Below are 22,066 nucleotides of genomic sequence, written 5' to 3'. Positions count from 1 at the left end.
CTGATGATAGGTAACGTGAAACAACAATACAAATCGGTATACTTCTTACTTTTATATTTCGTTTTCTGGCTTTTTATAGCTTGGATAGATCGGTTATTGTTTTTGTTGTTTGCTGCTCCGGTAAATACCGGATTCACTTTTCAGGAGATTCTGCGTGTATATTCGGCCGGTTTTAAGCTCGATTTATCGATGACGGCCTATATTTGTGTACTGCCTTTTATCGGTTATTTCCTTTGGTCATTATTTCCGAACTGGTCTTTTTCAACGAAATGGATCCGGATATATACTTATTCGATCTTAATTATTCTGGGTTTTTTATCGTGTATCAGTGTTAATCTGTATACGGAATGGACAGATAAGATTTCCCGACGAGCTATCGAGACATTTTTTGAAACGCCACAGGAAGCTTTTTTATCTGCTTCATCTACAAATTTATGGATCCCCCTTCTCGTTTTTGTAGTGGTTACCATAGTTGGAAGTACGGTTTTTAGTCTGTTATTTAGACTAGCCTTCGTTAAATTTAAAACGCATTTTACACTTCATATACTGGGCTTCTTTGTAGGGTTGATCTTTTTATTTACCTGTATTCGTGGGGGCTATAGTACGTCTCCATTGAATGAAAGTATGGCTTATTATTCATCCAATCAATTTTATAATCATGCCGCTGTAAATACACATTGGTCTTTTGTCAATGATCTGGTAAACAGCGCAAGTAGTGGTAATCCATACCAATATTTTAAAGATAGTAGCGATATTGATCTAATACTCACTCCTGTTTTTCCTGAAAAGAGAGATCCATCTGTTTCCATATTAAATACGGAACGGCCCAATGTGGTGTTGATTTTATTAGAGAGTTTTACAGCGGATCTGATCGAAAACTTGGGTGGTGAGAAAGAGGTGACCCCCTATTTAGATCAAATTTCGAGAGAAGGATTATCCTTTACACAATTCTATGCCGCGGCAGATCGATCAGATAAGGGTATTATCGGCGTCTTTTCAAGTTTTCCGGCACAAGGCAAGGAAAGCATTATTAAATCCATCAAAAAGCACGAGAAACTTGCCGGTATAGGACAGGAGATCCATAATGCGGGCTATCATACTTCATTTTATTACGGAGGACAAAGTGAATTCTATAATTTCAAATCCTATATGATGTCTCATGGGATTAATCGTGTTGTTGATATGGCTGATTTTCCGTCTTCATATAATGAGTCATCGTGGGGCGTATATGATCATCATGTATTTGAAAGGATACTTGCAGACCTGAATCATGAAAAAACACCCTTCTTTTCAACCGTTTTTACCATTTCAAATCACGAACCTTTTGATCTGAAAACAACCTACAAATTTGGTAATAATGTTACGGCTAACAAGTTTAAGAGTACGGCGTTTTACACGGATTCGGTTCTAAATGATTTTTTTGAAAAGGCAAAAAAAGAAAGCTGGTATAAGAATACGCTTTTTATACTCACTGCAGACCATGGACACCGATTGCCGTATGACCGTGAAATCACCGATCCTAAGCGCTTCCATATTCCTTTAATTTTTTTTGGCGATGTATTAAAAGCTCAATTTAAAGGGCAAAAAATAAACAAAATAATGGGACAGGTAGATTTAGCCTCTTCTATCTTGAATCAATTACATATACCTTCGGATCGGTATAGCTGGAGCAGGGATGTTTTCGATACGTATTTTACGCCCTATGCATTTTTTAATACCAAGCATTCTGTAGGGATAATTTCCGAAAATGGCACGCTTGTATTTGATCCTCAATCGCAACAGGTGATCTCTTCTTCTGGACATGAAAAAAGCCTTCTAAATATATTGAAGGCCTATAATCAAAAGGTATATGCAGAGTATCTCGACTATTAAATTATACTCCTGCTTGGATTTCTCTTTTATTTAGTGGATTAACAAAAATGGTGAATATAGTGAATGCGAATATAAATTCCCATAACTCCCATTTACGTGAATGGTCTAGTAGCATAACCAATACAGTAGCAACTAAGAAGAGGATGCTTTGAAAATTTGTAGAGACAGGTATGCCAAACCGGTTAACAAGTCCGCTAATTTTATTGCTCTTCCTGTAAAGTATTGGAAGTATGGTAAAATAGATTCCAAAGATTACTGAAAAAGCATAAGAAAATATTATTTTATTGATTTTTGTTCCGCCAACGACCATGTTATGGAGATTTGTTTCTCCTTGTGCGTTGTTTTGTTTGAAAAAATCGGAAGATTCTACACTAAAAATACGTTGGCCCCAGGAAATTTCTTCCCCTGCTCCAAAGATCAAACCCGCAATCATGATAGCAAGTCCTATTTTCCAGTTTAATTTATGATTGGATTGGAATTTAGCAAAAACAAGAATGAGGAAAACCGCTGTTAGAAATAGAAATAAAGAGGTTAAATTTTCGAAAACCCCGTCTTCTTCTACCAGTTGTGAAAATACCGGTAAATCACTGAAGTAGTAATAATATGAAATTAAAATACTTCCCAACGTAACGATGGCAGGGAATAGAATTTGATTTTTTTTCGCTTGCATAAACAAAGGTAATTATTTCTTTCAATTAAAAAGATGTCCTATCGTATAGCGTAAAATAAACTGTTGTTGACTATCCACTACGCCTTCAGAAAAATGAAACCCTGCTATAAATCGTCCTTCCAGATTTTTGTACCGAAGCGGAATCCAGCCAATATCTAGACGGTCATATTGTTTGGATGTATAGAAGACATCTCCATAGGGAATGGCTAATGATTCGCCGGTATAGAAGGTGTTCCGAATAAAGAATTTGTAGTGTTCCAGGTAGATTTCACTCAACAATCCCTTTGGAAACTGCCACTCGTATACATTACGAAGACGATCATAGTTGATAATACCTCCAATATTTATGTTGATGGAGTCTAACCACCCTCGTTCACTTAAATCGGCTCCGATATGTAACGATGCTGCTCCATTGTCCCGTATATGATCATTGGGGTCTGGCACATCGACCATAGGCCCTGCATTGTGCCATAAAGTAGCAAAATTTTTGATGTAAAATGTCTTGTTTAAATTAACATTTCCCGATATACCAACCATGAATTGTTCGCGATCTGTTCTCGTTTGACGACTGTTCCAATCTATCCAAATCTGTTGATGAAAATATTCGTTTTTATATTTGAGCAGCATACCTTCAATGTTGGGCTGATAATACCCAATAGTATCGCTCAAAATAGCTTTGGGATATTCGTCGAGGTATTCATGTCGGGGAAACATCCCGATCTTGAAGTCGAATCCATTATTATCGTAATTGTAATAGGCGACTGGACGGACAGGGTTCGTAATATTCTTGGTTCCGAATTCATGTAAATAACTAACCCCTAGGCGTATGCGATGGGTGCTGTCCACAAACAGACCAATCTCGGGTGTGACTCTGGTTCCAAAAATGGTTTGCGGATACCTGTCTGAGTTAGAATATTCGCGATTGTCCGCAAAACCATGGAAATCAACTTGTCCTTCTATTTGCTGTGCATGGACAAGCTCATAGGCACACAAACATATTGCTAAAGCTAAAATTTTAATTTTCAGTAACATATATTGGATATTTTTTACTGTTGCGCGGACCAATAAAAGGGTCGGTTCGCAGGGAAAACATAATTAATCTTTTGCCCAATTCAGAAGGGGCAGTGATGGTTACCTGAATATGTTTTGTTTGCTTCGGTGCAATTTTTAAAACATGATAACCTTCGTCAAACTCGAAAAATTCTCCAGATTCATAGACATACTTCGTGTATCCATATTCGAAAAATAGAGGCCATTTACGTCCCGTATTATCGAAAGTGATTTCCTCTTCGTACGGGTTAGTGATCGAAAGCCTGATATGATATTTCTTGCCTTGTTGTATGGTATCAGGAAGATTGTCGCATGAAATTTCTACCTTTTGATATAAACGAACCGTGTCGATGTTGATGCCATACCAAGTGCCACGTAACTTGGATTCTATAGTATCTTGTTCTAGTGTTTCAAACGAATAGGGACGAACGAAATAGGTGTTTTTGTTGCGAAGACTGTCTTCTATCGGCCAATAATCGTACTGTGTTTTACGGTAGGTACGTGGATTATATGACAAGGCTGTCAAGGTATTGGTATAAAAATTATAGGATGAGGCATCCTGAAACCCATTGTCAAAAATAAGGTATCTGCCTTTGGCTTTTTCTTTTATTTGGCTTGCCAGATCAGCATGTCCCCAATAGACATTGACAGCCTTTATCTTTTGTAGGGCTGGAATAGGAACGACAAGGGCTAATCGAATAACCATAATAAGTGCAACAGTGATATATAATAATGTATAAAACCATTTGGGAATCTGATATCTTGCTAAAGCAATATAACCTACTATAAATAAAGGGATATAGGCCAATAAAACCCATTGTGCCTGTACGCGACTTTTGAATGACGAAAGGAAAAAGAAAACTAAAAATCCCCAAAAAACAAATTTTAAGATACGCAAAAAGGTGTCTTCATTTTTTAAGCTAAAAAACCGATAATACAAATACCAACCGGATAATGGCCCCACCACAAGAATAAGGCTCAGTAGATAGTCCAATGTGAATGATATCTTATATTCCCGGGCGTTTCTTTCAAATACGTGGAATTGGATAGATGGGTAATCATTCTTTATTTGCCATAATATATGCGGCAGATATAGCGCCAATGATAATAGTACAATACACCAAAAGGAAGATCTTTTTAGTAGTTTCCAATCTGCAAGAATCGTGAAGAACAAAAGTAGAATTCCGTGATACTTGCTGTACAACATACCTGTAATGACTAGTGAGAGACATAGGACAGTCTTGATGTTGAAATGTTGTTCTTTCAGGTATCCCTTTAAAAAATAGAAATAAAGGATGGCGAAGAAAAGGAGTGGACTATCTGGGGAATTAATAAAGCCATATACGTGGAAAATGACGAAACTACAATAGAGACAGGCGAAAAGCCAAACATTCTCGGTATAGGGTTTTACAATCTGCCAAAGAAAATAAATAGCACATACATTGCTAAAGATGCTGATGATTCGTACCCCTAGCGCTGACTGCGTAAAAAAAGTTCCGACTTTTATAAAAACGGCTACCATCGGAGGATGGTCATAATAGCCCCAATCCAGAAATTTATTATATATCCAATAATAGGCTTCGTCTACATGGAGTTCCATAAATGTGCCCTGAATCAAGTTTATGAAAAGCCAGAAAAGTAAAAAATGCTGGATCTTGAAATTCTTTATGAATGAGGCCATTAAGATACGGACGTAAAAGTATAAAGATAATTAAAAGAAAAATTCCAAATAGATACTATACCTATAGCAGCCAATTTAGATACATAGAAATTCCATTTCAATTTTTCATGAAAGAAGTACAATATTGCATTATTGATCGCTAGCCCTATTAGCGCAATAAAGAAGAATTTAGAAAACTCTACAAATTTGGCCTGTGCATTTTCCGTATAGAAGGTCCAATATCTATTTAATAGGTAGTTACTTACGGTCGCAGTAATAAAACCAAAGGAATTTGCTACATATTTGTGGATTTTTGCCTTTTCCTTACATAGCCACGTAATAGAAAAATCAACAATTACACCGGATGCTCCAACTATGGAAAACATAAGAAATTTGATGATGAGTTGTTGATCTGCTTGCATAAAAATAAAAAAGCTACCTATATATAGGTAGCCTCAAAGATAATTATAAAATCTTAATTATACTTCTAATAATAATCTAGCGGGATCTTCCAGTAGTTGTTTTACACGTACTAAGAAGCTTACGGACTCGCGACCATCAATAACTCGATGATCATAAGACAAGGCGATATACATCATGGGGCGAATCACTACCTGACCATTTTCAGCCACCGGGCGTTGGATAATATTATGCATACCCAGTATTGCGGATTGAGGTGCATTGATTATAGGAGTAGACATCATTGATCCAAACACACCACCATTTGTAATCGTAAATGTTCCGCCTGTCATTTCTTCAATAGACAATTTATTGTCGCGTGCTTTTCCTGCCAATGCAGCAATCGCCTTTTCTATTTCATGTAATGACATAGACTCTGCATTACGGATTACAGGGACTACCAATCCTTTAGGGGCTGAAACTGCGATTGAAATATCCGCAAAATCAGAATATACCAATTCGTTTTCTTCGATACGCGCATTTACTGCCGGCCATTCTTTTAGGGCCGTAGTCACCGCTTTTGTAAAGAATGACATAAAACCAAGACCTACGCTATGTTTTTCTTTGAAAATATCTTTATACTTCGATCTTAGATCCATGATCGGCTGCATATTAACCTCGTTAAAGGTCGTTAACATGGCCGTTTCATTTTTAACGGATACCAAACGTTTTGCGATGGTTTTACGTAATGAGGTCATTTTCTCACGACGTTCGCTACGTGCACCAACTACGGCAGGAGCTGCTATTGCTGCACTTTCAGCAGGTTTAGATGCTGTTTTCGGAGATGCAGGAGCTGATTGTGCTTTCTCAGCATCTTCTTTTGTAATGCGACCATCTTTGCCTGTTCCCTTGATGGTAGATGCATCGATTCCTTTTTCCCTTAAGATTTTAGCAGCGGCAGGAGAAGCTGTTCCGGCGGCATAGGAGTCCGGGTTTTCAGAAGCGTCCTGTGCTGGAGCACTTGGTTCTTGTTTAGCAGAGGCTTCTGCAGCAGGTTTTTCACCACCGGCCGCTGGCGCCTCACCATCCTCAATCGTACATACCACTGCACCAATTTCTAACGTATCACCTTCTTGAGCAATGATTTTTAAGACACCCGCTTTTTCAGCAGGTAATTCAAATGTTGCTTTGTCTGATTCCAATTCGGCAATATTCTCGTCCATCTCGACGTAGTCGCCATCTTGCTTTAGCCATTGTGCTAATGTTACTTCGGTTATCGATTCACCAACCGTAGGTACTTTGATTTCTAAGCTCATATATTCTATTTCTTTAAAACCAACTTCTATATTAAATATAAGATGTTAGGATCTAATATACTGTTTATTCAAATGATTTATTAATTATCGCATCCTGTTGTGCTTGGTGTTTTTTCATATACCCGGTTGCAGTACTGCCGCTTTCGGTACGTGCAATGAAATCCGTAAACTCAACATTGGTTTTTCGCAGTTTTCGACAATAGTAAGGCCAAGCCCCCATGTTTTCGTTTTCTTCCTGTACCCAGATAAATTCTTTTGCTTTGCTATATTTTTCGCGGATAGCTTCTAATTCTTTAACAGGCGTGGGGAATAATTGTTCGACACGAATGATAGCTACATCTGTACGTTTTTCACTTTGTTGTTTTTCAAGTAAATCGTAATAGATTTTTCCAGAACAGAATAATACACGTTTCACTGAAGCCGCTTTTACATTGCGGTCATCAATTACCTCCTGAAAGGTAGTTTTTGTAAAATCCGCAACAGATGAAACTACTTTTGGATGGCGTAACAGACTTTTTGGCGTAAAGGCAATCAAAGGTTTACGAAAATCGCGTACCAATTGCCGTCTTAACAAATGGAAATAATTAGCTGGGGTGGTACAATTAGCTAATATCATGTTATCGTTGGCACATAGTTCTAAGAAACGCTCAATGCGTGCTGAGGAGTGCTCCGGCCCTTGACCTTCCATACCATGTGGAAGCATCATTATCAAGCCGTTTGAACGTTTCCATTTGGTTTCCGCACTACTCAAATATTGATCGACAATGATTTGAGCACCATTATAAAAATCTCCAAACTGAGCTTCCCAAATAGTTAAAGACTGTGGATTAGCAGACGCATATCCATATTCAAATCCTAGTACTGCATACTCTGAAAGTAAAGAGTTGTAAATATTAAACTTATCTCCGCCGTTTACTTGAGCTAGAGGTACATATTTCTCTTCTGAGTCCTCAAGAGTCAACACAGCATGACGGTGCGAAAATGTTCCACGTTGTACATCTTGTCCCGAGATACGTACGCGTTTCCCCTCGTTTAATAAGGTTGCATAGGCCATTAATTCTCCCATTGCCCAATCATATGAATCTTTTTCGATCATAGCTGCACGATCTTCGAACAGTTTAGAAATCTTACGGAAGAACTTTTTTTCTTTAGGAAGAGAGGTGATTTGTTTTGCTAAATCTAAGAATGTTTCAGTTGAAACTGTCGCTTCGACCTTTTTCCAAATGTCAGCTTTTTTAGCGGGGTAGAGTCCCTTCCAGGCACCACCAAACATCGGAACCTCTTCTTCAAGATTAATGACTTTCTTGGCGGCATCCAGTTGAGTCTGAAGATAAGCTTTGAATTCTTTTTCTACCTCTTTCGCATAAGTAGAGTCGATAGTACCTTCATCGATTAATTTTTTAGCATATACTTCCTTTGGATTTGCATGTTTCTCGATGGCTTTGTATAAAAGAGGCTGCGTAAACTTAGGCTCATCCGCTTCGTTGTGTCCATAGCGACGGTAGCACAGTAAATCGATGAAAACGTCAGTTTGGTATTTTTGACGGTACTCTACTGCAAGATTAATCGCATAAACGACAGCTTCTGGATCGTCCCCATTCACGTGGAAAACAGGTGAAGAAGTGATTTTTGCTACATCCGTGCAATATGTCCCTGAACGCGCATCTTTATAATTGGTCGTGAAACCAACTTGATTGTTAATGACGATGTGTATAGTGCCGCCTGTGCGGTAGCCTTCCAATTTAGACATTTGAGTCACTTCGTATACCACGCCTTGGCCAGAGATGGCGGCATCACCATGAATTAATATCGGAGCGATCTTTGAAGAGTCACCGTCATATTTCATGTCGATTTTGGAGCGAACCATACCTTCGACGATCGGATCCACAGTCTCTAAATGTGACGGATTTGGGGCTAGACTTAAATGAATTGTTTTGCCCGAATCTGTTTTGATATCAGAGGAATATCCAAGGTGATACTTTACATCCCCCCCGAATTGTAATTCAGGATCTTCTTCTGCATACATTTTGCCTTCAAATTCAGAGAAAATCGTCTTGTACGGTTTGCCCATAATATTAGCCAATACATTCAGACGACCCCGGTGAGCCATACCAATCATGAACTCTTGAATTCCAAGATTCGCTCCTTGTTCAATAACGGAATCAAGGGCCGCTATTAAACTTTCAGCTCCCTCTAAAGAAAATCTCTTCTGACCTAAAAATTTAGTACCTAAGAAACTTTCGAAAACAACTGCTCTATTTATTTTTTGTAGGATTCTGCTCTTTTGTTCTTTTGTATAATTTGGCCGGTTACGGTCGGCCTCCATTCTATCCTGCAACCATTTGATTTTTTCGGGGTTACGAATATATTTAAATTCGGCTCCGATCGAACGGCAATAGGTCTCCTCAATTAATTGACGAATGTCACGTAGTTTTGCGGGACCCAACCCGATTTCAACTCCTGCATGAAAAACGGTGTCCATATCGGCTTCGGAAAGGCCAAAAGTTTCCAATTCCTTGCCTGGATAGTATTTGCGCCGTTCGCGCACGGGGTTGGTGTCCGTGAATAAATGACCACGATCTCTGTATCCGTGAATCATATTTAATACATCAATTTCCTTTAGAGCATGTTCTGGAACATTTTCTGTATCCACCGAACTGCCCTCAGCTTTCTGACCAAAGTCAAAGCCTTCAAAGAACTTTTGCCAACCAAAGTCTACCGAGTTTGGATCAGCTTTGTATGTTTGATATAATCCGTCAATATAACTTGAATCGGCATTACTCAAATATGTCAATTTATCCATTTATTTGTTGTAATCTATAGAATTGCCAAAGTTATAAATAATAAAACAGTTTCGGCTAGTGAAACTGAATATTTTGTATGCCCGAAATGTCATTAAAAATCAATATTTCCCACTGAAAGTGAGGCCCTCAAGATCTGCTAAATGTTGTTATTTGCACAACTGTTTTTTTGCTTCAAAAAAAACGAAAATTGAGTATACAGGAATATAATTGTAAAACTGACAGCTATGTCGTTCACGTCATTTGTAATGCTAGATTCCGGGTAGATAAACGGAATCAAAGTTGAATGTATGTTTTTGGATTATTTACATAATTAGTATGACATTATTTCTTCTTATGTAACTGTATCCATATCTTTATAGAATAGATATGGGTTTAAAATGATACCAGTATTAAATGACTATTTTCTATTTGTCGATACAGAGACATCGGGTCTCCCCAAACATTGGGACCAACCCTATGCAGTGAAGGGAAACTGGCCATTTTCCATACAGATTGCCTGGATTATCTTTGATAAAATGGGCGTAGAAATAAAAAGGGAAAACCGGTACATCAATGAACCTGATTTTAGTATCGATCCGTCTGCATTAAAAATACATGGAATCACCCATCAGTTTCTGAAGGAGCATGGAGAGCGTAGGAAAAAGGTGATGAATAAACTCGCTTATGACATCAAAAAGTACAACCCTATGCTCGTTGGCCATTTCATAGAATTAGATTTTCATATGCTCAGTGCCGATTTTTATAGGTCAGGTATAAATTTTCCTTTATATCGCTATCCATTATTTTGTACTATGCTTATAAGTAAAAAATATGTCACAAATCCCCGGGCTCAATTTCTACGACTATCAGAATTGTATAGCTATCTTTTTGATCAATCAGTAACCAATATACACGATGCGATTGTGGATGTGGAAATTACTGCAGCTAGTTTTTTCGAATTAATGAAACGAGGAGATATAAACGAATACGTACTAAAAACAAATCAATCCCATTTTGCTCCACCAAAGCCAGGAGACAAAATAAAACAGAGATGGGGCGTACTATGGCTCTTTTTATTTCTACTTTTAATATTGGTTTTTATTATAGCATGACAAACAAGATCGAACTCTTAAAAAACACTGTTCCATTTAATACACTTCCAATTGAAGTGCTTGAAAGTGTTGCTGATGCGCTAAATGAAGTCGTTTTTAAAAAGGATACACTCGCATATCGACAGGAGGTAACGGAAATGACTGGGGTAGACCTTCTTATAGAAGGCGAATATGAAACATTTTTCTTTGACGCTACGGAAAATAAGCGGTCAATAGAGATTCATCATTCTCCTTATTGTTTTGGAGGAATATCGGTATTGCTAAATCGCACAAAAGCATTAAAGTCTGTTATAGCTAAAAAGGGTACTAAGATCTATACCTTGCCCCGCAAAGACTTTATTGATCTATGTAATGGATATGATGATTTTTTCCAATTCTATACCACTGATTTTGGGAAGCGCATGCTGGATGAGGAATTTGCTCACTTTTTTAAAAAACCTGCATCATTTGAGGAAAGTTATATCGCTTCCGAGCAATTTTATTCTAGGAAAATAGAAGGTATCGCTTATAAGGATATTGTTTATTGTGATATGGATACACCGATTTTTGTAGCGGCTCGACTAATGGCTGAAAATAAAGTGAGTTGTCTGTTTGTAAATGGTGAGAACAATCAAATAGTAGGATATGTCACAGATATGACACTGCGGGATAATGTAGTAGCTCGGTGTTTGGATGCTCAAAATAAAATTTCCGATATAATGGATAACCCCATTGTGTCTATAGCGCACACTTCTTATTTGTACGATGCAGTACTGATGATGTTCAGGACAAAAACAAAATATCTTTTGATAGAGCAAGATGGAAAGTATGTCGGTTTTCTAAGTCGTAACAGATTGCTGAGTGAGCATGCGCAGTCGCCGTTGGTTTTTATTCAATCAGTGAAATCTGCTCTCACAATACAAGAACTAACAGAAAAATGGAAACGCGTACCGCATATTGTCACACAACTTTTGGGTAGGGGAGTACATGCTGAAATAGTCAATCAGGTTATTACAACTATTGCAGATTCCATAGCAATTAAAGTCATAGACAAAGTAATTGCAGAGATGGGAGAGCCACCTGCAAAATTTGTTTTTATGGTAACAGGAAGCGAAGGAAGAAAAGAGCAGACATTAAAAACCGATCAAGATAATGCTATTATTTATGAGGATAAGGCAAATGAACAACGTGAATTGGTTAGGACCTATTTTTTGGAATTCGCTAAGCGGGTTTCAGACCAATTGAATGACATCGGTTTTGTTTATTGCAAAGGCGGATATATGGCCAGCAATCCACAATGGACACATTCTCTCTCGCATTGGCAGCGAAATTATAAACAATGGATAGAAGAATCTGTTCCAGAAAATGCTATTAAATTTTCTACTTTTTTTGATTGCCGCTTTTTGTATGGAGATAAAACTATAATAAAACAGTTGAAGGATTTTTTAGATACCGAGCTGAGAAAGCCTATGGGGAGATTTTTTGCTCACATCGGAAAAAATGCGCTACAGTACGAACCACCATTGACGTTTTTCAATAGTATTAGAACGCAAATGATTGGTAAATCAGAAGTGTTTAATATAAAAAATGCAATGACTCCCATTGTAGATTTAGTGCGTGTGTACGCCTTACAAAATCGGGTTTTCGAAGAAAACACCGGAGAACGTATTAAGATTTTGACGCAAATGGACGTATTCACACAGCAACAGTCTCATGAGCTCATGCAGTCTTATTATTATCTCATGAGTTTACGCCTAAAAAGTCAAGCTAACCAAATTATTATAGATAAAATGGCGCCAGATAATTACATTCCTATCGAGAGCTTGACAAAAATTGAGAGAGTAACATTAAAGGAAATCTTTAAGACCATTCAAAATTTTCAGCTGGGAATTAAAATGAGATTTACCGGGAATGTATTGGGGTGAAAATTAAATACTGGTCTTTTCTTTTTCCCATTCTTTCATCGACTTGTTGTCTTTTTCACTTGTTCCTTCTCCGGCGATATGTGCCCAGAATCCATAGTTTGTTGCGGGAGCGTAATCGATAAGTTTTTCTTCAAACCAGGCAGCACCTTCCAGCCAAGGCTGTTGGTATTCATAGGTGAAAAATAAAGCTAGAATTTCTCTTTGAACATAAGATATAATACCTGTATTGTTCAACTCTTGCATATAAACATTGATCGTTGGATATTCGGTATTGCCTGTTCTCCATTTTTCTATTTTTATAGCGTCTGGATTTAAACTAGATTGACTTAAAAAATATTTGTTAGGGTATTTTTTAAGCATAAACCGGTAATAATCCCGCCACAACAGACGCTCGATTATCTTAACTACTTGTTTTTTGTTGGAAGGAGTGATTTGCTTACTAATATAGTGGTAAGTATATACTGGAGATAACGATCCGATAGCAAGAAATGGTGAAAGCTTAATATAAAGATCTTCATTCACCAGGGGTTGACTGAAGATGGCGTTTAATTGTTCAATCGCTGCTTTTTCTCCGTACGTGTAGGAGACGGTTTCCTCATGTCGGGGAAGTTCGGTTTTTTCTAGATGAGGAGGAATGGTAATCGAGCCGATGTCTGCCAAAGGACTTCTAACACTGCTTTCACGTTCTATTTTTTTCTTGAATACGTTAAAACTATTTGGAATATCCTTTATCGGAAAAGGAAGATCTTCTTTGTGATATAAGGTATGTCCTATAAAATGCTTTAGATTCCGCTGTATTTTCCACAGCTCTTCTTCGACTTTTTCCGAAATAGAAGTCTCGGTTCGCGCAACTTCACGATGATGGTATACCTCATCAACATCATATTTCTGTACAAGATGAGGGATAATTTCTTCAGGTAAACCCTCGAAAGTCATTAGATCTCCTCCCAAGGATTGAAGTTTCTCTTTCAGGGAGCTGACTGTATTTGAAATGTATAATGATCTGATTTCGCCCGTATTCGCATATCCAGATTTGTTTATTTGATAATATCGTGGATCAAATATATATACCGGAATGACAAAATCTGCCTTATCAATTGCGGCGTGTAAAACTTCGTTATCGTGAGTGCGAAGATCGTTTCTAAACCATACTAAGATAACCCGTTTGCTCATGCCTGATTTACTGGAATAATGTTTGAAAAATAACAAATATAGATTATTTGATTCATGTTTTAGGTATAGAAAGCCAATATTGACACTATTTAAACATTTGGAATCAATTTCGCTCCGTTTAAAACAAATAGGTACTACAGAGGGTTATATCAAAATATCGATTGTAGAGAATTATGAATATCTTGGTTTGTGGATTGAATTCATATTTAGGTAAGGCTTGTGTGAGTTATATGCAAGATGAGACCTATCGTATTCACGGTTTAGTGCGGGATGAAGATCTTTTTAAAAAGAATTTGGAATTGCCCTTAACGGCACGTATTAGTTCTGTGGATTTGATTCGAAAAGGTTTGGATTTTGACTCTTTTCAATCCCATGATCTTAGGCTGGCTTTATATTTTACCCAAATACCGGATTTGGACGATAGAATAGCGAAGAATTATGAATTGCTATCGCTTCGTAACTTTATTCATCTCTCTCAGAAAAACTCGTGCAATAGAATTATTTACGTCGGAAGGTTATATGATCGGAAGCACCTGAAAGAAGTGGAACAGCTTTTTCGAGAGCTCAATGTGCTATTTACTATCTTATTAAAAGACATCGCCATAGGTGTCGGAACGACTTTCGATCGCTTTATGAATGAAATGCTAAAACACGGAGTTGTTTTTCTATTTAAACCGAATTCGGCGATAAAGTTTAATCCCGTGTTACTAAAAGATGTGTTTAGATGGATCAAAAATATCGATTGGCGGACCTCGTTCGTCAATCAATATGTGGAATTTGGAGGTCCTAAATTGATTGATTTTTATGATATCTTTAAAAAATATGCCGAAAAAAGAAAGCCTAATGTGAAATTTAAAATACTTCCTTTTACAAATAAGCTGCTCCCCCAACTTTGTAATAAGTATTTCTATGGTATCAAATACGACTTATATAGCGATTATATTCTTGAATTAAGCAAATCTCCACCTGTAGACAATTCAATTTGGGGAAAGCAGTTCGACTTTAAATATACATCTATCGACGAAGGGATTTAACTCTGATTTATCTTCCCACTTGTTATGGACTAAGCTAATATTCTGCTATTTTTGTGATTCAACTATTTTATAGAAAATGGGATATTCAAGTTTGACAGCCTGTGTCGCTGATTTAGAGAAAAATGGTCATCTGATACGTATCAAAGAAAAGGTGGATCCATACTTGGAAATGGCGGCTATCCACATGCGTGTTTTTGATGTAGAAGGTCCCGCTTTGTTTTTTGAAAATGTTAAGGGATCCGAATTTCCAGCTGTTTCCAATTTGTTCGGTACATTGGATCGGTCTAAATTTATGTTCCGCGATACATTAGATCATATCAAAAAATTAGTCGATGTGAAGATGGATCCTACAGCAGTGTTAAAAAATCCATTCAAATATATCGGATCTTCGGCGGTGGCATTAGGTGCATTACCTTGGCGGAAAAAATCAAATGCTCCGATCTTGTACGGTAAGACCCAGATCAGTAAGTTGCCCCAAATAGTCAATTGGCCGATGGATGGTGGTGCATTTGTCACTATGCCACAAGTATATACGGAAGATGTCAGCAGCCCGGGTATCATGAAAGCTAATCTAGGGATGTATCGTATTCAGATTTCTGGAAACGAGTATATTAAAGATAAGGAGATTGGCTTGCATTACCAATTACACAGGGGGATTGGAATCCATCAAATGAAAGCAAATGAATTAGGCAGACCGTTGAAAGTGAGTATTTTTGTTGGGGGACCGCCTTCACATCCGTTGTCTGCCGTGATGCCGCTGCCAGAAGGACTGTCCGAAATGATCTTTGCAGGTGCATTAGGAAATAGACGTTTCCGGTATTTTTACGACGAAGAAGGGTTTTGCATTTCTGCGGATGCTGATTTTGTAATTACTGGAACTGTTTATCCTAATAAAACTAAACCCGAAGGTCCCTTCGGAGATCATATTGGTTATTATTCATTGACGCATCCCTTTCCATTGATGAAAGTACACAATGTCTATCATAAAAAAGACCCTATTTGGTCTTTCACGGTGGTCGGACGACCTCCTCAAGAAGATACCAGCTTCGGCAATCTGATACATGAAATAACAGGAGCGGCCATTCCTAAAGAGATTAACGGCCTGCAGGCTGTACACGCTGTAGATGCCGCAGGGGTGCATCCGCTGTTGTTTGCGATAGGTAGAGAGAGCTACACTCCGTATCATAAAGTGGATCGACCGCAAGAAATTTTGACCATTGCAAGTCAGGCTTTAGGTAAGAACCAATTAAGTCTGGCTAAATACTTATTCATAGGAGCGATAGAAGATAATCCAAAACTAGATATTTACGATGTGAAGGGATTTTTTACCCATATATTAGAACGTATCGATTTATCCCGTGATCTGCACTTTCATACGAATACGACAATAGATACATTGGATTATTCTGGAGACGGATTGAATGCGGGATCTAAGGTCATTTTTGCCGCAGCAGGTTCCAAAAAAAGGACGCTTGCTACTGAAATTCCGAATGGGTTGGATATTCCTCGTCCCTTTAATCAAGCGAAGATGGCTTTACCTGGAATACTTGTTGTAGATGGAGCTAATTTTAGTTCATATGAGCAAGAAGAAATAATCTTGGGTAATTGGTGTGATGCGATGCGTGACATCAATTTTGACGGCATTCAATTGATTGTACTGGCCGACGATGCTGCGTATACCGCCGAGAATATCAACAATTTCGTTTGGGTGACTTTTACACGTTCAAATCCGGCTTATGATATATATGGTGTAAATAGTTTTACAAAATATAAGCATTGGGGTTGTCGTGGCCCCGTAATTATAGACGCGCGTCGTAAACCGCATCATGCACCTGACTTGATTAAAGACGAGATGATTGAACGAAAGGTAGATCAACTGGGCGCAAAAGGCGGATCTTTACACGGGATTATTTAATACCGCTAAAAATGTACATTTATTGGAATTATTATAAAACAATACTTATTGTTAATATTAGCCTTTCTGTAGCTTTTGGATTAGGATACCCGCGTATGCTGCCATATATCTTTGCAACTATCGGCTTTGTTTTATCCTGCTTTCTTGTCCGGTTCTTCGAAAATAATGCGATGTACTTATATTATAACTTAGGCTTTTCGAGAACAAAGCTGTTATTGGGATCACTGTTGTTTAATACTATTATCACGTTATTTTTGTTAGCGATCATATGGATATAGATCAGAAGGAGCTATATGTAGACTCGATTGAATTTAGTTATTCGAGTAAGCGGCAATTATTGAGTGGCGTATACTTACATATAAAAATTGGCGAAATTGTCGGATTGCTCGGACGTAATGGGAGTGGAAAGTCTACGTTAATGAAGATCATTTTTGGAACGCTAAAGCCAAAGTTTGCTTATATTCGACTCCATGGTAAACGTATACATAAAAAAGCCTTTCTGACTAATGAAGTATGTTATCTACCGCAACAAAATTTTCTGCCTACAGCAAAAACTGTTGATAAGGTTGTCCATTTCATGGTGCGTGACAAGAATAGTAGGGCGAAGTTTCAAGAGGATGGAGTTTTAAAACCTATTTGGCAAACAAAAATTGCCGATCTTTCGGGAGGAGAATTACGTTATTTAGAGATCTTGTTATTGCTAAATCAAAAGGCGACATTCTTTCTGTTGGATGAACCATTCTCTGGCGTATCCCCCGTATATAAAGAAAAAATACAAAATCTGATTGTAAATCAGTGTGCTAAAAAAGGATTTTTGATTTCAGACCACGATTATACCAACGTATTGGCAATTAGTAATAAGATCTTGTTATTACAGAATGGAGGTTGCCGTATATTAAAAGACAAAAAGGAACTGGAATTATTTTATGTGCCTGAAGGTACTTTTGATACCTAATTTAAGGGGAACTCTAAATACTTTTATTAAGTTTGTAATACGGATTAAATACGCAAACTTCATGTCGACCTTACTTATAAAAAATGCCCAAATTGTAAATGAAGGAACTATACAAGTTCAGGATATATATATCAAAAATGGGCGTATAGAAATTATTGGAAATCAGATCGATAAACTGTCAGATAAGGAGATAAATGCCGAGGGATTACATCTTTTGCCTGGATTAATAGATGATCAGGTGCATTTTCGCGAACCTGGATTGACTTACAAAGCCAGTATTTTTACCGAGAGCCGTGCTGCAGTAGCCGGAGGGACGACTTCCTTTATGGAAATGCCCAATACGGTTCCCAATACATTGACACAGAAACTTCTTCAAGATAAATACGATATCGCACAAGATTCCTCATTAGCGAATTTCTCCTTCTTTATGGGGGCGGGTAATGATAATTTGGATGAAGTTTTAAAAACGAACCCGCGCGATGTATGTGGAGTAAAGGTCTTTATGGGGTCTTCCACTGGAAATATGTTGGTCGACGATGAAACGGCGCTGGCAAATATTTTTAGAAACTCACCGACATTGATCGCAACACATTGTGAAGACGAAGCTACTATAAAAGCGAATTTAGCCAGTTATAAAGAACGATTTAGAGAGGCGATAACGATAGAAATGCATCCGCAAATTCGCTCGGCCGAGGCTTGTTACCTGTCGTCCGCTAAAGCGGTGGAGCTTGCAAAGAAGAATAATGCTCGGTTACATATTTTACATATTTCAACCGGTCGGGAGACTTCTTTATTTGATAATGCTATACCGCTTGCTGAAAAAAGAATTACTTCGGAGGCATGCGTACATCATTTATGGTTTTCAGATAAAGATTATAGCACTAAAGGGAATTTTATTAAGTGGAATCCAGCTGTTAAAACAATAGAAGATAGGGATCAAATTTTGAAAGCAGTCTTGGATGGTCATATTGACGTTATAGCTACGGATCATGCTCCTCATACATTAGAAGAAAAACAACAATCTTATTTGCAGGCTCCATCTGGAGGACCTTTAGTACAGCACGCTTTACTCGCTCTTTTGGACATGGTTAAGCAAGGTAAGATGACGTTAGAACAGGTTGTTCAGAAAACAGCACATAATACCGCTATTTGTTTCCAAATCGAACAACGCGGATTCATCCGTGAAGGTTATTGGGCCGATTTAGTTTTGGTGGATTTGAATAAACCATATACCGTACAAAAGGAAAATATTTTGTCCAAATGTGGTTGGTCTCCTTTTGAAAATCACTCATTTTCATCAACTGTTGAGCATACCATTGTCTCTGGGAATCTGGCTTATTCCAGAGGCGAAATCATTGAAGTGGGGACAGGTCATCGTTTATTATTTAATCGCTAATGGATAAAAGAACATTCCTAAACACATTAGGATTAGGATAGGAGCAATTTCCGTCGGGGAAGCGAATTTTCTGGCGCGGTGATTGAACAAATCATTAGAAAATAGGTTATATACATATGAAACCGAGATATAAATAATATTGACACACAAGGCAATGATTATTTACATCGAGCTCTCTCATCAACCATTGAAAAAAATAAATAGATGAAATCACTTCTTGTCCTATTAGCAATTACGGTCTTCGCCTCCTGCGGTAACCCACCTTCGTCAACCTCTGATTCAGATTTTTCAAAAGCAATGAAATTAGATACAACACAGTTTAATACCCTACATGAAAAATATAAAGAACCGGCTTTGTTTTATCGACGTTTTAAACATAGCGACGTTGATTCGTTGATAAAAGTGCATGCACAAAATAAAGTGCTCCTCGTTGATCAAATAGGGAAATCCGTACAGGGACGATCGATCTATGAATTAACGTATGGTGAGGGAGATATTAACGTGATGCTGTGGTCGCAGATGCATGGAGACGAACCGACGGCAACCATGGCTTTGTTTGACCTGTTTAATTATTTAGAAGGAAAAGATGACGGTGCGTCTGAAATAAGAGGCCTGCTTAAGAATAAATTACGCATCCATTTTATTCCTATGCTTAATCCAGATGGAGCGGAAATTTATAATAGAAGGAATGCACAAAGTATCGATCTGAATCGAGATGCCCGGGCGGGACAGACTGTAGAAGGTGCGTTGCTTAAAACCCGAGCGAAAGCAATAGTTCCACAGTACGGGTTTAATCTACACGATCAAAGTATATATTACAATGTGCCCGGTACTAAAAATCCTGTGACCATTTCGTTGTTGGCACCAGCTTACAATGAAGGACGGGAAATAAATGAAGTACGTGAAGGTGCGATGCAATTGATCGTCGGTATGAATGAAATTTTACAACAGTATATTCCCGATGCGGTAGCAAAGTATGATGATACCTATACGCCTAGAGGATTTGGTGACAATTTTCAATCGTGGGGTGCAAGTACTGTACTTATAGAATCCGGTGGACTTAAGGGAGATCCAGAGAAACAGGAAATCCGTAGATTGAATTTTATTATCATCTTAAATGCACTGATTCAAATTGCCGAAGGAAGCTACAAAAAATACGAAGCAACGCATTATGAAGATATTCCGTTCAATGCTTCTCTTTTGCATGATGTAGTTATTCGAAATTTATCCCTTGGGAATGACAGTATTCCGTTAAAAACGGATATTGCTATCCGAAGAGGCGAAACAACGGTAGGAAGAGATTATTTCGTGAGAGGACGAGTGGAAGATATAGGTGATTTACCTGAATCTATCGGCTATGATGAGATAGACGCAGATGGACTCCATTTTGTTGCAGCAAAGTTAGCTACCAATGTGGTTAATGATATTTCGTCTTTAACTATGGAACAAGCTTACGCTTTGTTGAAAAAAGGATTTATGGCTATTCCTGTCAAAACAGTTGGAACCACAAGAGAAAGTAAACTTCATGGTTTACCTGTTCATTTATTTACACAAAAGCAATTTTTTACGACATCTTCGATTGATTTGGGCGGAACCACCAATTTTTATTTAGGTGATTCATCCGGTAATTTGAAATATGCGGTTTTTAATGGTTATCTCATCGATTTGTCGAAGGGTATTAACGATTTGACATTTAAAAATAGGATTCATTAAAAGAGCGAAAGGCCTTGCTAATTTTCAAGGCCTTTCGCTCTTTTAATATTGGGAATAGTTAATTTTTAATAATGCCAATGCCCGGTCGATTGGGTAATTTACAAATCCCATCAGTAACAATCATACCACTATAAATGTCGTTCCCGATTAACAGCGCTCCATCAAGATCTGCCCAATCCACCAAGGGAGCCAATTGAGATGCCGCTGATATGGCGCATGATGTCTCTGTCATACAGCCCAACATCACCTTCATATCTAATGATCGCGCTAATTCTGCCATTCGTTTTGCTTCACGCATACCAGTGCACTTCATCAGTTTGATATTGATCCCCGTATACACACCTTGAAGTTTGGTTACATCTGACAAACGTTGACAACCTTCGTCTGCAATAGTTGGAATCGGAGAATGGGCGGTGAGCCAGGCATTATCATCTATTTGCTCTTTTGGCATCGGTTGTTCCAAGAATGCCACATTCTGTTCAGCAAGCCAATACGCCATTTCTAACGCCTCTTCTTTATTTTTCCAACCTTGATTTACATCAGCACACAGCGGAACGTCAGTAACCGAACGAATCGTATTTATGATCATCTTGTCTGTTGCCAGTCCTAATTTTATCTTCAGGATTTTAAATTGACCTGCTTCTGAAACTTTTTTACGAATCATCTCTTCGGTATCAATACCTATTGTATAAGAAGTAGGAGGTATAGAGTCTGGATTTAACCCCCAGATTTTATAAAATGGTTGATTCATGATTTTGCCTAACAAATCATGTAATGCGATATCTACTGCTGCTTTTGCTGCGGTATTTTTTTTTGCGAGAGCGTCTACATAGCTTAAAATTTCTTCAGTTTGAAAAGGTGAGTTGAAAGAGCCCAAATCCACTTGTTTTAGAAAAGAGACAACACTTTCTTGAGACTCACCTAAGTAAGGCGGCATACTGGCTTCACCATACCCAATTATTCCATCGTATTCTAATTCCGTTAATACAACAGGCGTAGTGTTGCGACTGAAGGATGCAACAGTAAATACGTGTTTCATTTCCAACGTGTATGGTTGGTATCTCAGGGTAAACTTCCCCATTTTTTTAGTTTCCCAATTAGATAAACTCATGGT

16 protein-coding genes are annotated in these 22,066 nt (G+C 37.9%); 8 read left to right on the top strand and 8 right to left on the bottom strand.

The features are described 5' to 3' along the window. Window positions 1-3 precede the first annotated feature (3 nt). Window positions 4-1,872, top strand: a complete 1,869-nt coding sequence (locus tag FAZ19_RS20435; RefSeq protein ID WP_136822629.1) for an LTA synthase family protein — start codon at window positions 4-6, stop codon at window positions 1,870-1,872. 1 nt (window position 1,873) lies between these two features. On the opposite strand, the gene FAZ19_RS20430 is transcribed toward FAZ19_RS20435, so the two are convergent. From FAZ19_RS20430 to FAZ19_RS20405, 6 genes are all read right to left on the bottom strand, one after another. Then, a complete protein-coding gene (locus FAZ19_RS20430; RefSeq protein WP_136822628.1) occupies window positions 1,874-2,542 on the bottom strand; it encodes a hypothetical protein in 669 nt (222 codons plus the stop codon). A 21-nt stretch (window positions 2,543-2,563) separates the two neighbouring features. Next, a complete protein-coding gene (locus FAZ19_RS20425) occupies window positions 2,564-3,574 on the bottom strand; it encodes a hypothetical protein (protein WP_136822627.1) in 1,011 nt (336 codons plus the stop codon). Continuing rightward, window positions 3,558-5,192 (bottom strand): ArnT family glycosyltransferase, encoded by a 1,635-nt coding sequence (locus tag FAZ19_RS20420; protein ID WP_169305725.1) that lies wholly within the window; start codon window positions 5,190-5,192, stop codon window positions 3,558-3,560. The genes FAZ19_RS20425 and FAZ19_RS20420 overlap by 17 nt, the downstream gene beginning before the upstream one ends. A gap of 80 nt (window positions 5,193-5,272) precedes the next feature. Further along, window positions 5,273-5,674: a GtrA family protein gene (locus FAZ19_RS20415; protein WP_136822625.1), complete on the bottom strand. Its 402-nt coding sequence runs from the start codon at window positions 5,672-5,674 to the stop codon at window positions 5,273-5,275. A 57-nt stretch (window positions 5,675-5,731) separates the two neighbouring features. Further along, a complete protein-coding gene (odhB, locus tag FAZ19_RS20410) occupies window positions 5,732-6,967 on the bottom strand; it encodes a 2-oxoglutarate dehydrogenase complex dihydrolipoyllysine-residue succinyltransferase (RefSeq protein WP_136822624.1) in 1,236 nt (411 codons plus the stop codon). 64 nt (window positions 6,968-7,031) lie between these two features. Continuing rightward, window positions 7,032-9,770 (bottom strand): 2-oxoglutarate dehydrogenase E1 component, encoded by a 2,739-nt coding sequence (locus tag FAZ19_RS20405; protein ID WP_136822623.1) that lies wholly within the window; start codon window positions 9,768-9,770, stop codon window positions 7,032-7,034. Between the two features lie 378 nt (window positions 9,771-10,148). Between FAZ19_RS20405 and FAZ19_RS20400 the strand changes: the two genes are divergently transcribed. Further along, on the top strand, window positions 10,149-10,862 hold the full coding sequence (locus tag FAZ19_RS20400) for a 3'-5' exonuclease (protein ID WP_136822622.1): 714 nt from the start codon (window positions 10,149-10,151) through the stop codon (window positions 10,860-10,862). Beyond that, on the top strand, window positions 10,859-12,766 hold the full coding sequence (locus FAZ19_RS20395; RefSeq protein ID WP_136822621.1) for a DUF294 nucleotidyltransferase-like domain-containing protein: 1,908 nt from the start codon (window positions 10,859-10,861) through the stop codon (window positions 12,764-12,766). The genes FAZ19_RS20400 and FAZ19_RS20395 overlap by 4 nt, the downstream gene beginning before the upstream one ends. Window positions 12,767-12,769: 3 nt before the next feature. Here FAZ19_RS20395 and FAZ19_RS20390 read toward each other — a convergent pair whose 3' ends face one another. Beyond that, on the bottom strand, window positions 12,770-13,939 hold the full coding sequence (locus FAZ19_RS20390; protein ID WP_136822620.1) for a deoxyribodipyrimidine photo-lyase: 1,170 nt from the start codon (window positions 13,937-13,939) through the stop codon (window positions 12,770-12,772). Window positions 13,940-14,112: 173 nt separating this feature from the next. Here FAZ19_RS20390 and FAZ19_RS20385 point away from each other — a divergent pair, with 173 nt between their 5' ends. The 5 genes from FAZ19_RS20385 to FAZ19_RS20365 all read left to right on the top strand — a co-directional run bounded on the left by FAZ19_RS20385 (window position 14,113) and on the right by FAZ19_RS20365 (window position 20,952). Continuing rightward, window positions 14,113-14,973, top strand: a complete 861-nt coding sequence (locus tag FAZ19_RS20385) for a Rossmann-fold NAD(P)-binding domain-containing protein (RefSeq protein WP_136822619.1) — start codon at window positions 14,113-14,115, stop codon at window positions 14,971-14,973. 76 nt (window positions 14,974-15,049) lie between these two features. Beyond that, on the top strand, window positions 15,050-16,888 hold the full coding sequence (locus FAZ19_RS20380) for a UbiD family decarboxylase (protein ID WP_136822618.1): 1,839 nt from the start codon (window positions 15,050-15,052) through the stop codon (window positions 16,886-16,888). Between the two features lie 268 nt (window positions 16,889-17,156). After that, entirely contained in the window at window positions 17,157-17,843 is a 687-nt protein-coding gene (locus FAZ19_RS20375) for an ATP-binding cassette domain-containing protein (RefSeq protein ID WP_136822617.1), read from the top strand. Window positions 17,844-17,904: 61 nt separating this feature from the next. Further along, window positions 17,905-19,239, top strand: coding sequence for a dihydroorotase (locus FAZ19_RS20370; RefSeq protein WP_136822616.1), 1,335 nt, complete (start codon window positions 17,905-17,907; stop codon window positions 19,237-19,239). 204 nt (window positions 19,240-19,443) lie between these two features. Then, on the top strand, window positions 19,444-20,952 hold the full coding sequence (locus tag FAZ19_RS20365) for a M14 family zinc carboxypeptidase (RefSeq protein ID WP_136822615.1): 1,509 nt from the start codon (window positions 19,444-19,446) through the stop codon (window positions 20,950-20,952). A gap of 58 nt (window positions 20,953-21,010) precedes the next feature. Here FAZ19_RS20365 and FAZ19_RS20360 read toward each other — a convergent pair whose 3' ends face one another. After that, a complete protein-coding gene (locus tag FAZ19_RS20360; protein ID WP_136822614.1) occupies window positions 21,011-22,063 on the bottom strand; it encodes a dipeptide epimerase in 1,053 nt (350 codons plus the stop codon). Window positions 22,064-22,066 lie beyond the last annotated feature (3 nt).

Origin of the sequence: Sphingobacterium alkalisoli, from assembly GCF_005049105.1 — a bacterium.
GTDB classification, from domain to species: Bacteria; Bacteroidota; Bacteroidia; order Sphingobacteriales; family Sphingobacteriaceae; genus Sphingobacterium; species Sphingobacterium alkalisoli.
Note: the sequence above shows the minus strand (reverse complement) of the source record. Positions and strands in the feature narration are given on the sequence as shown.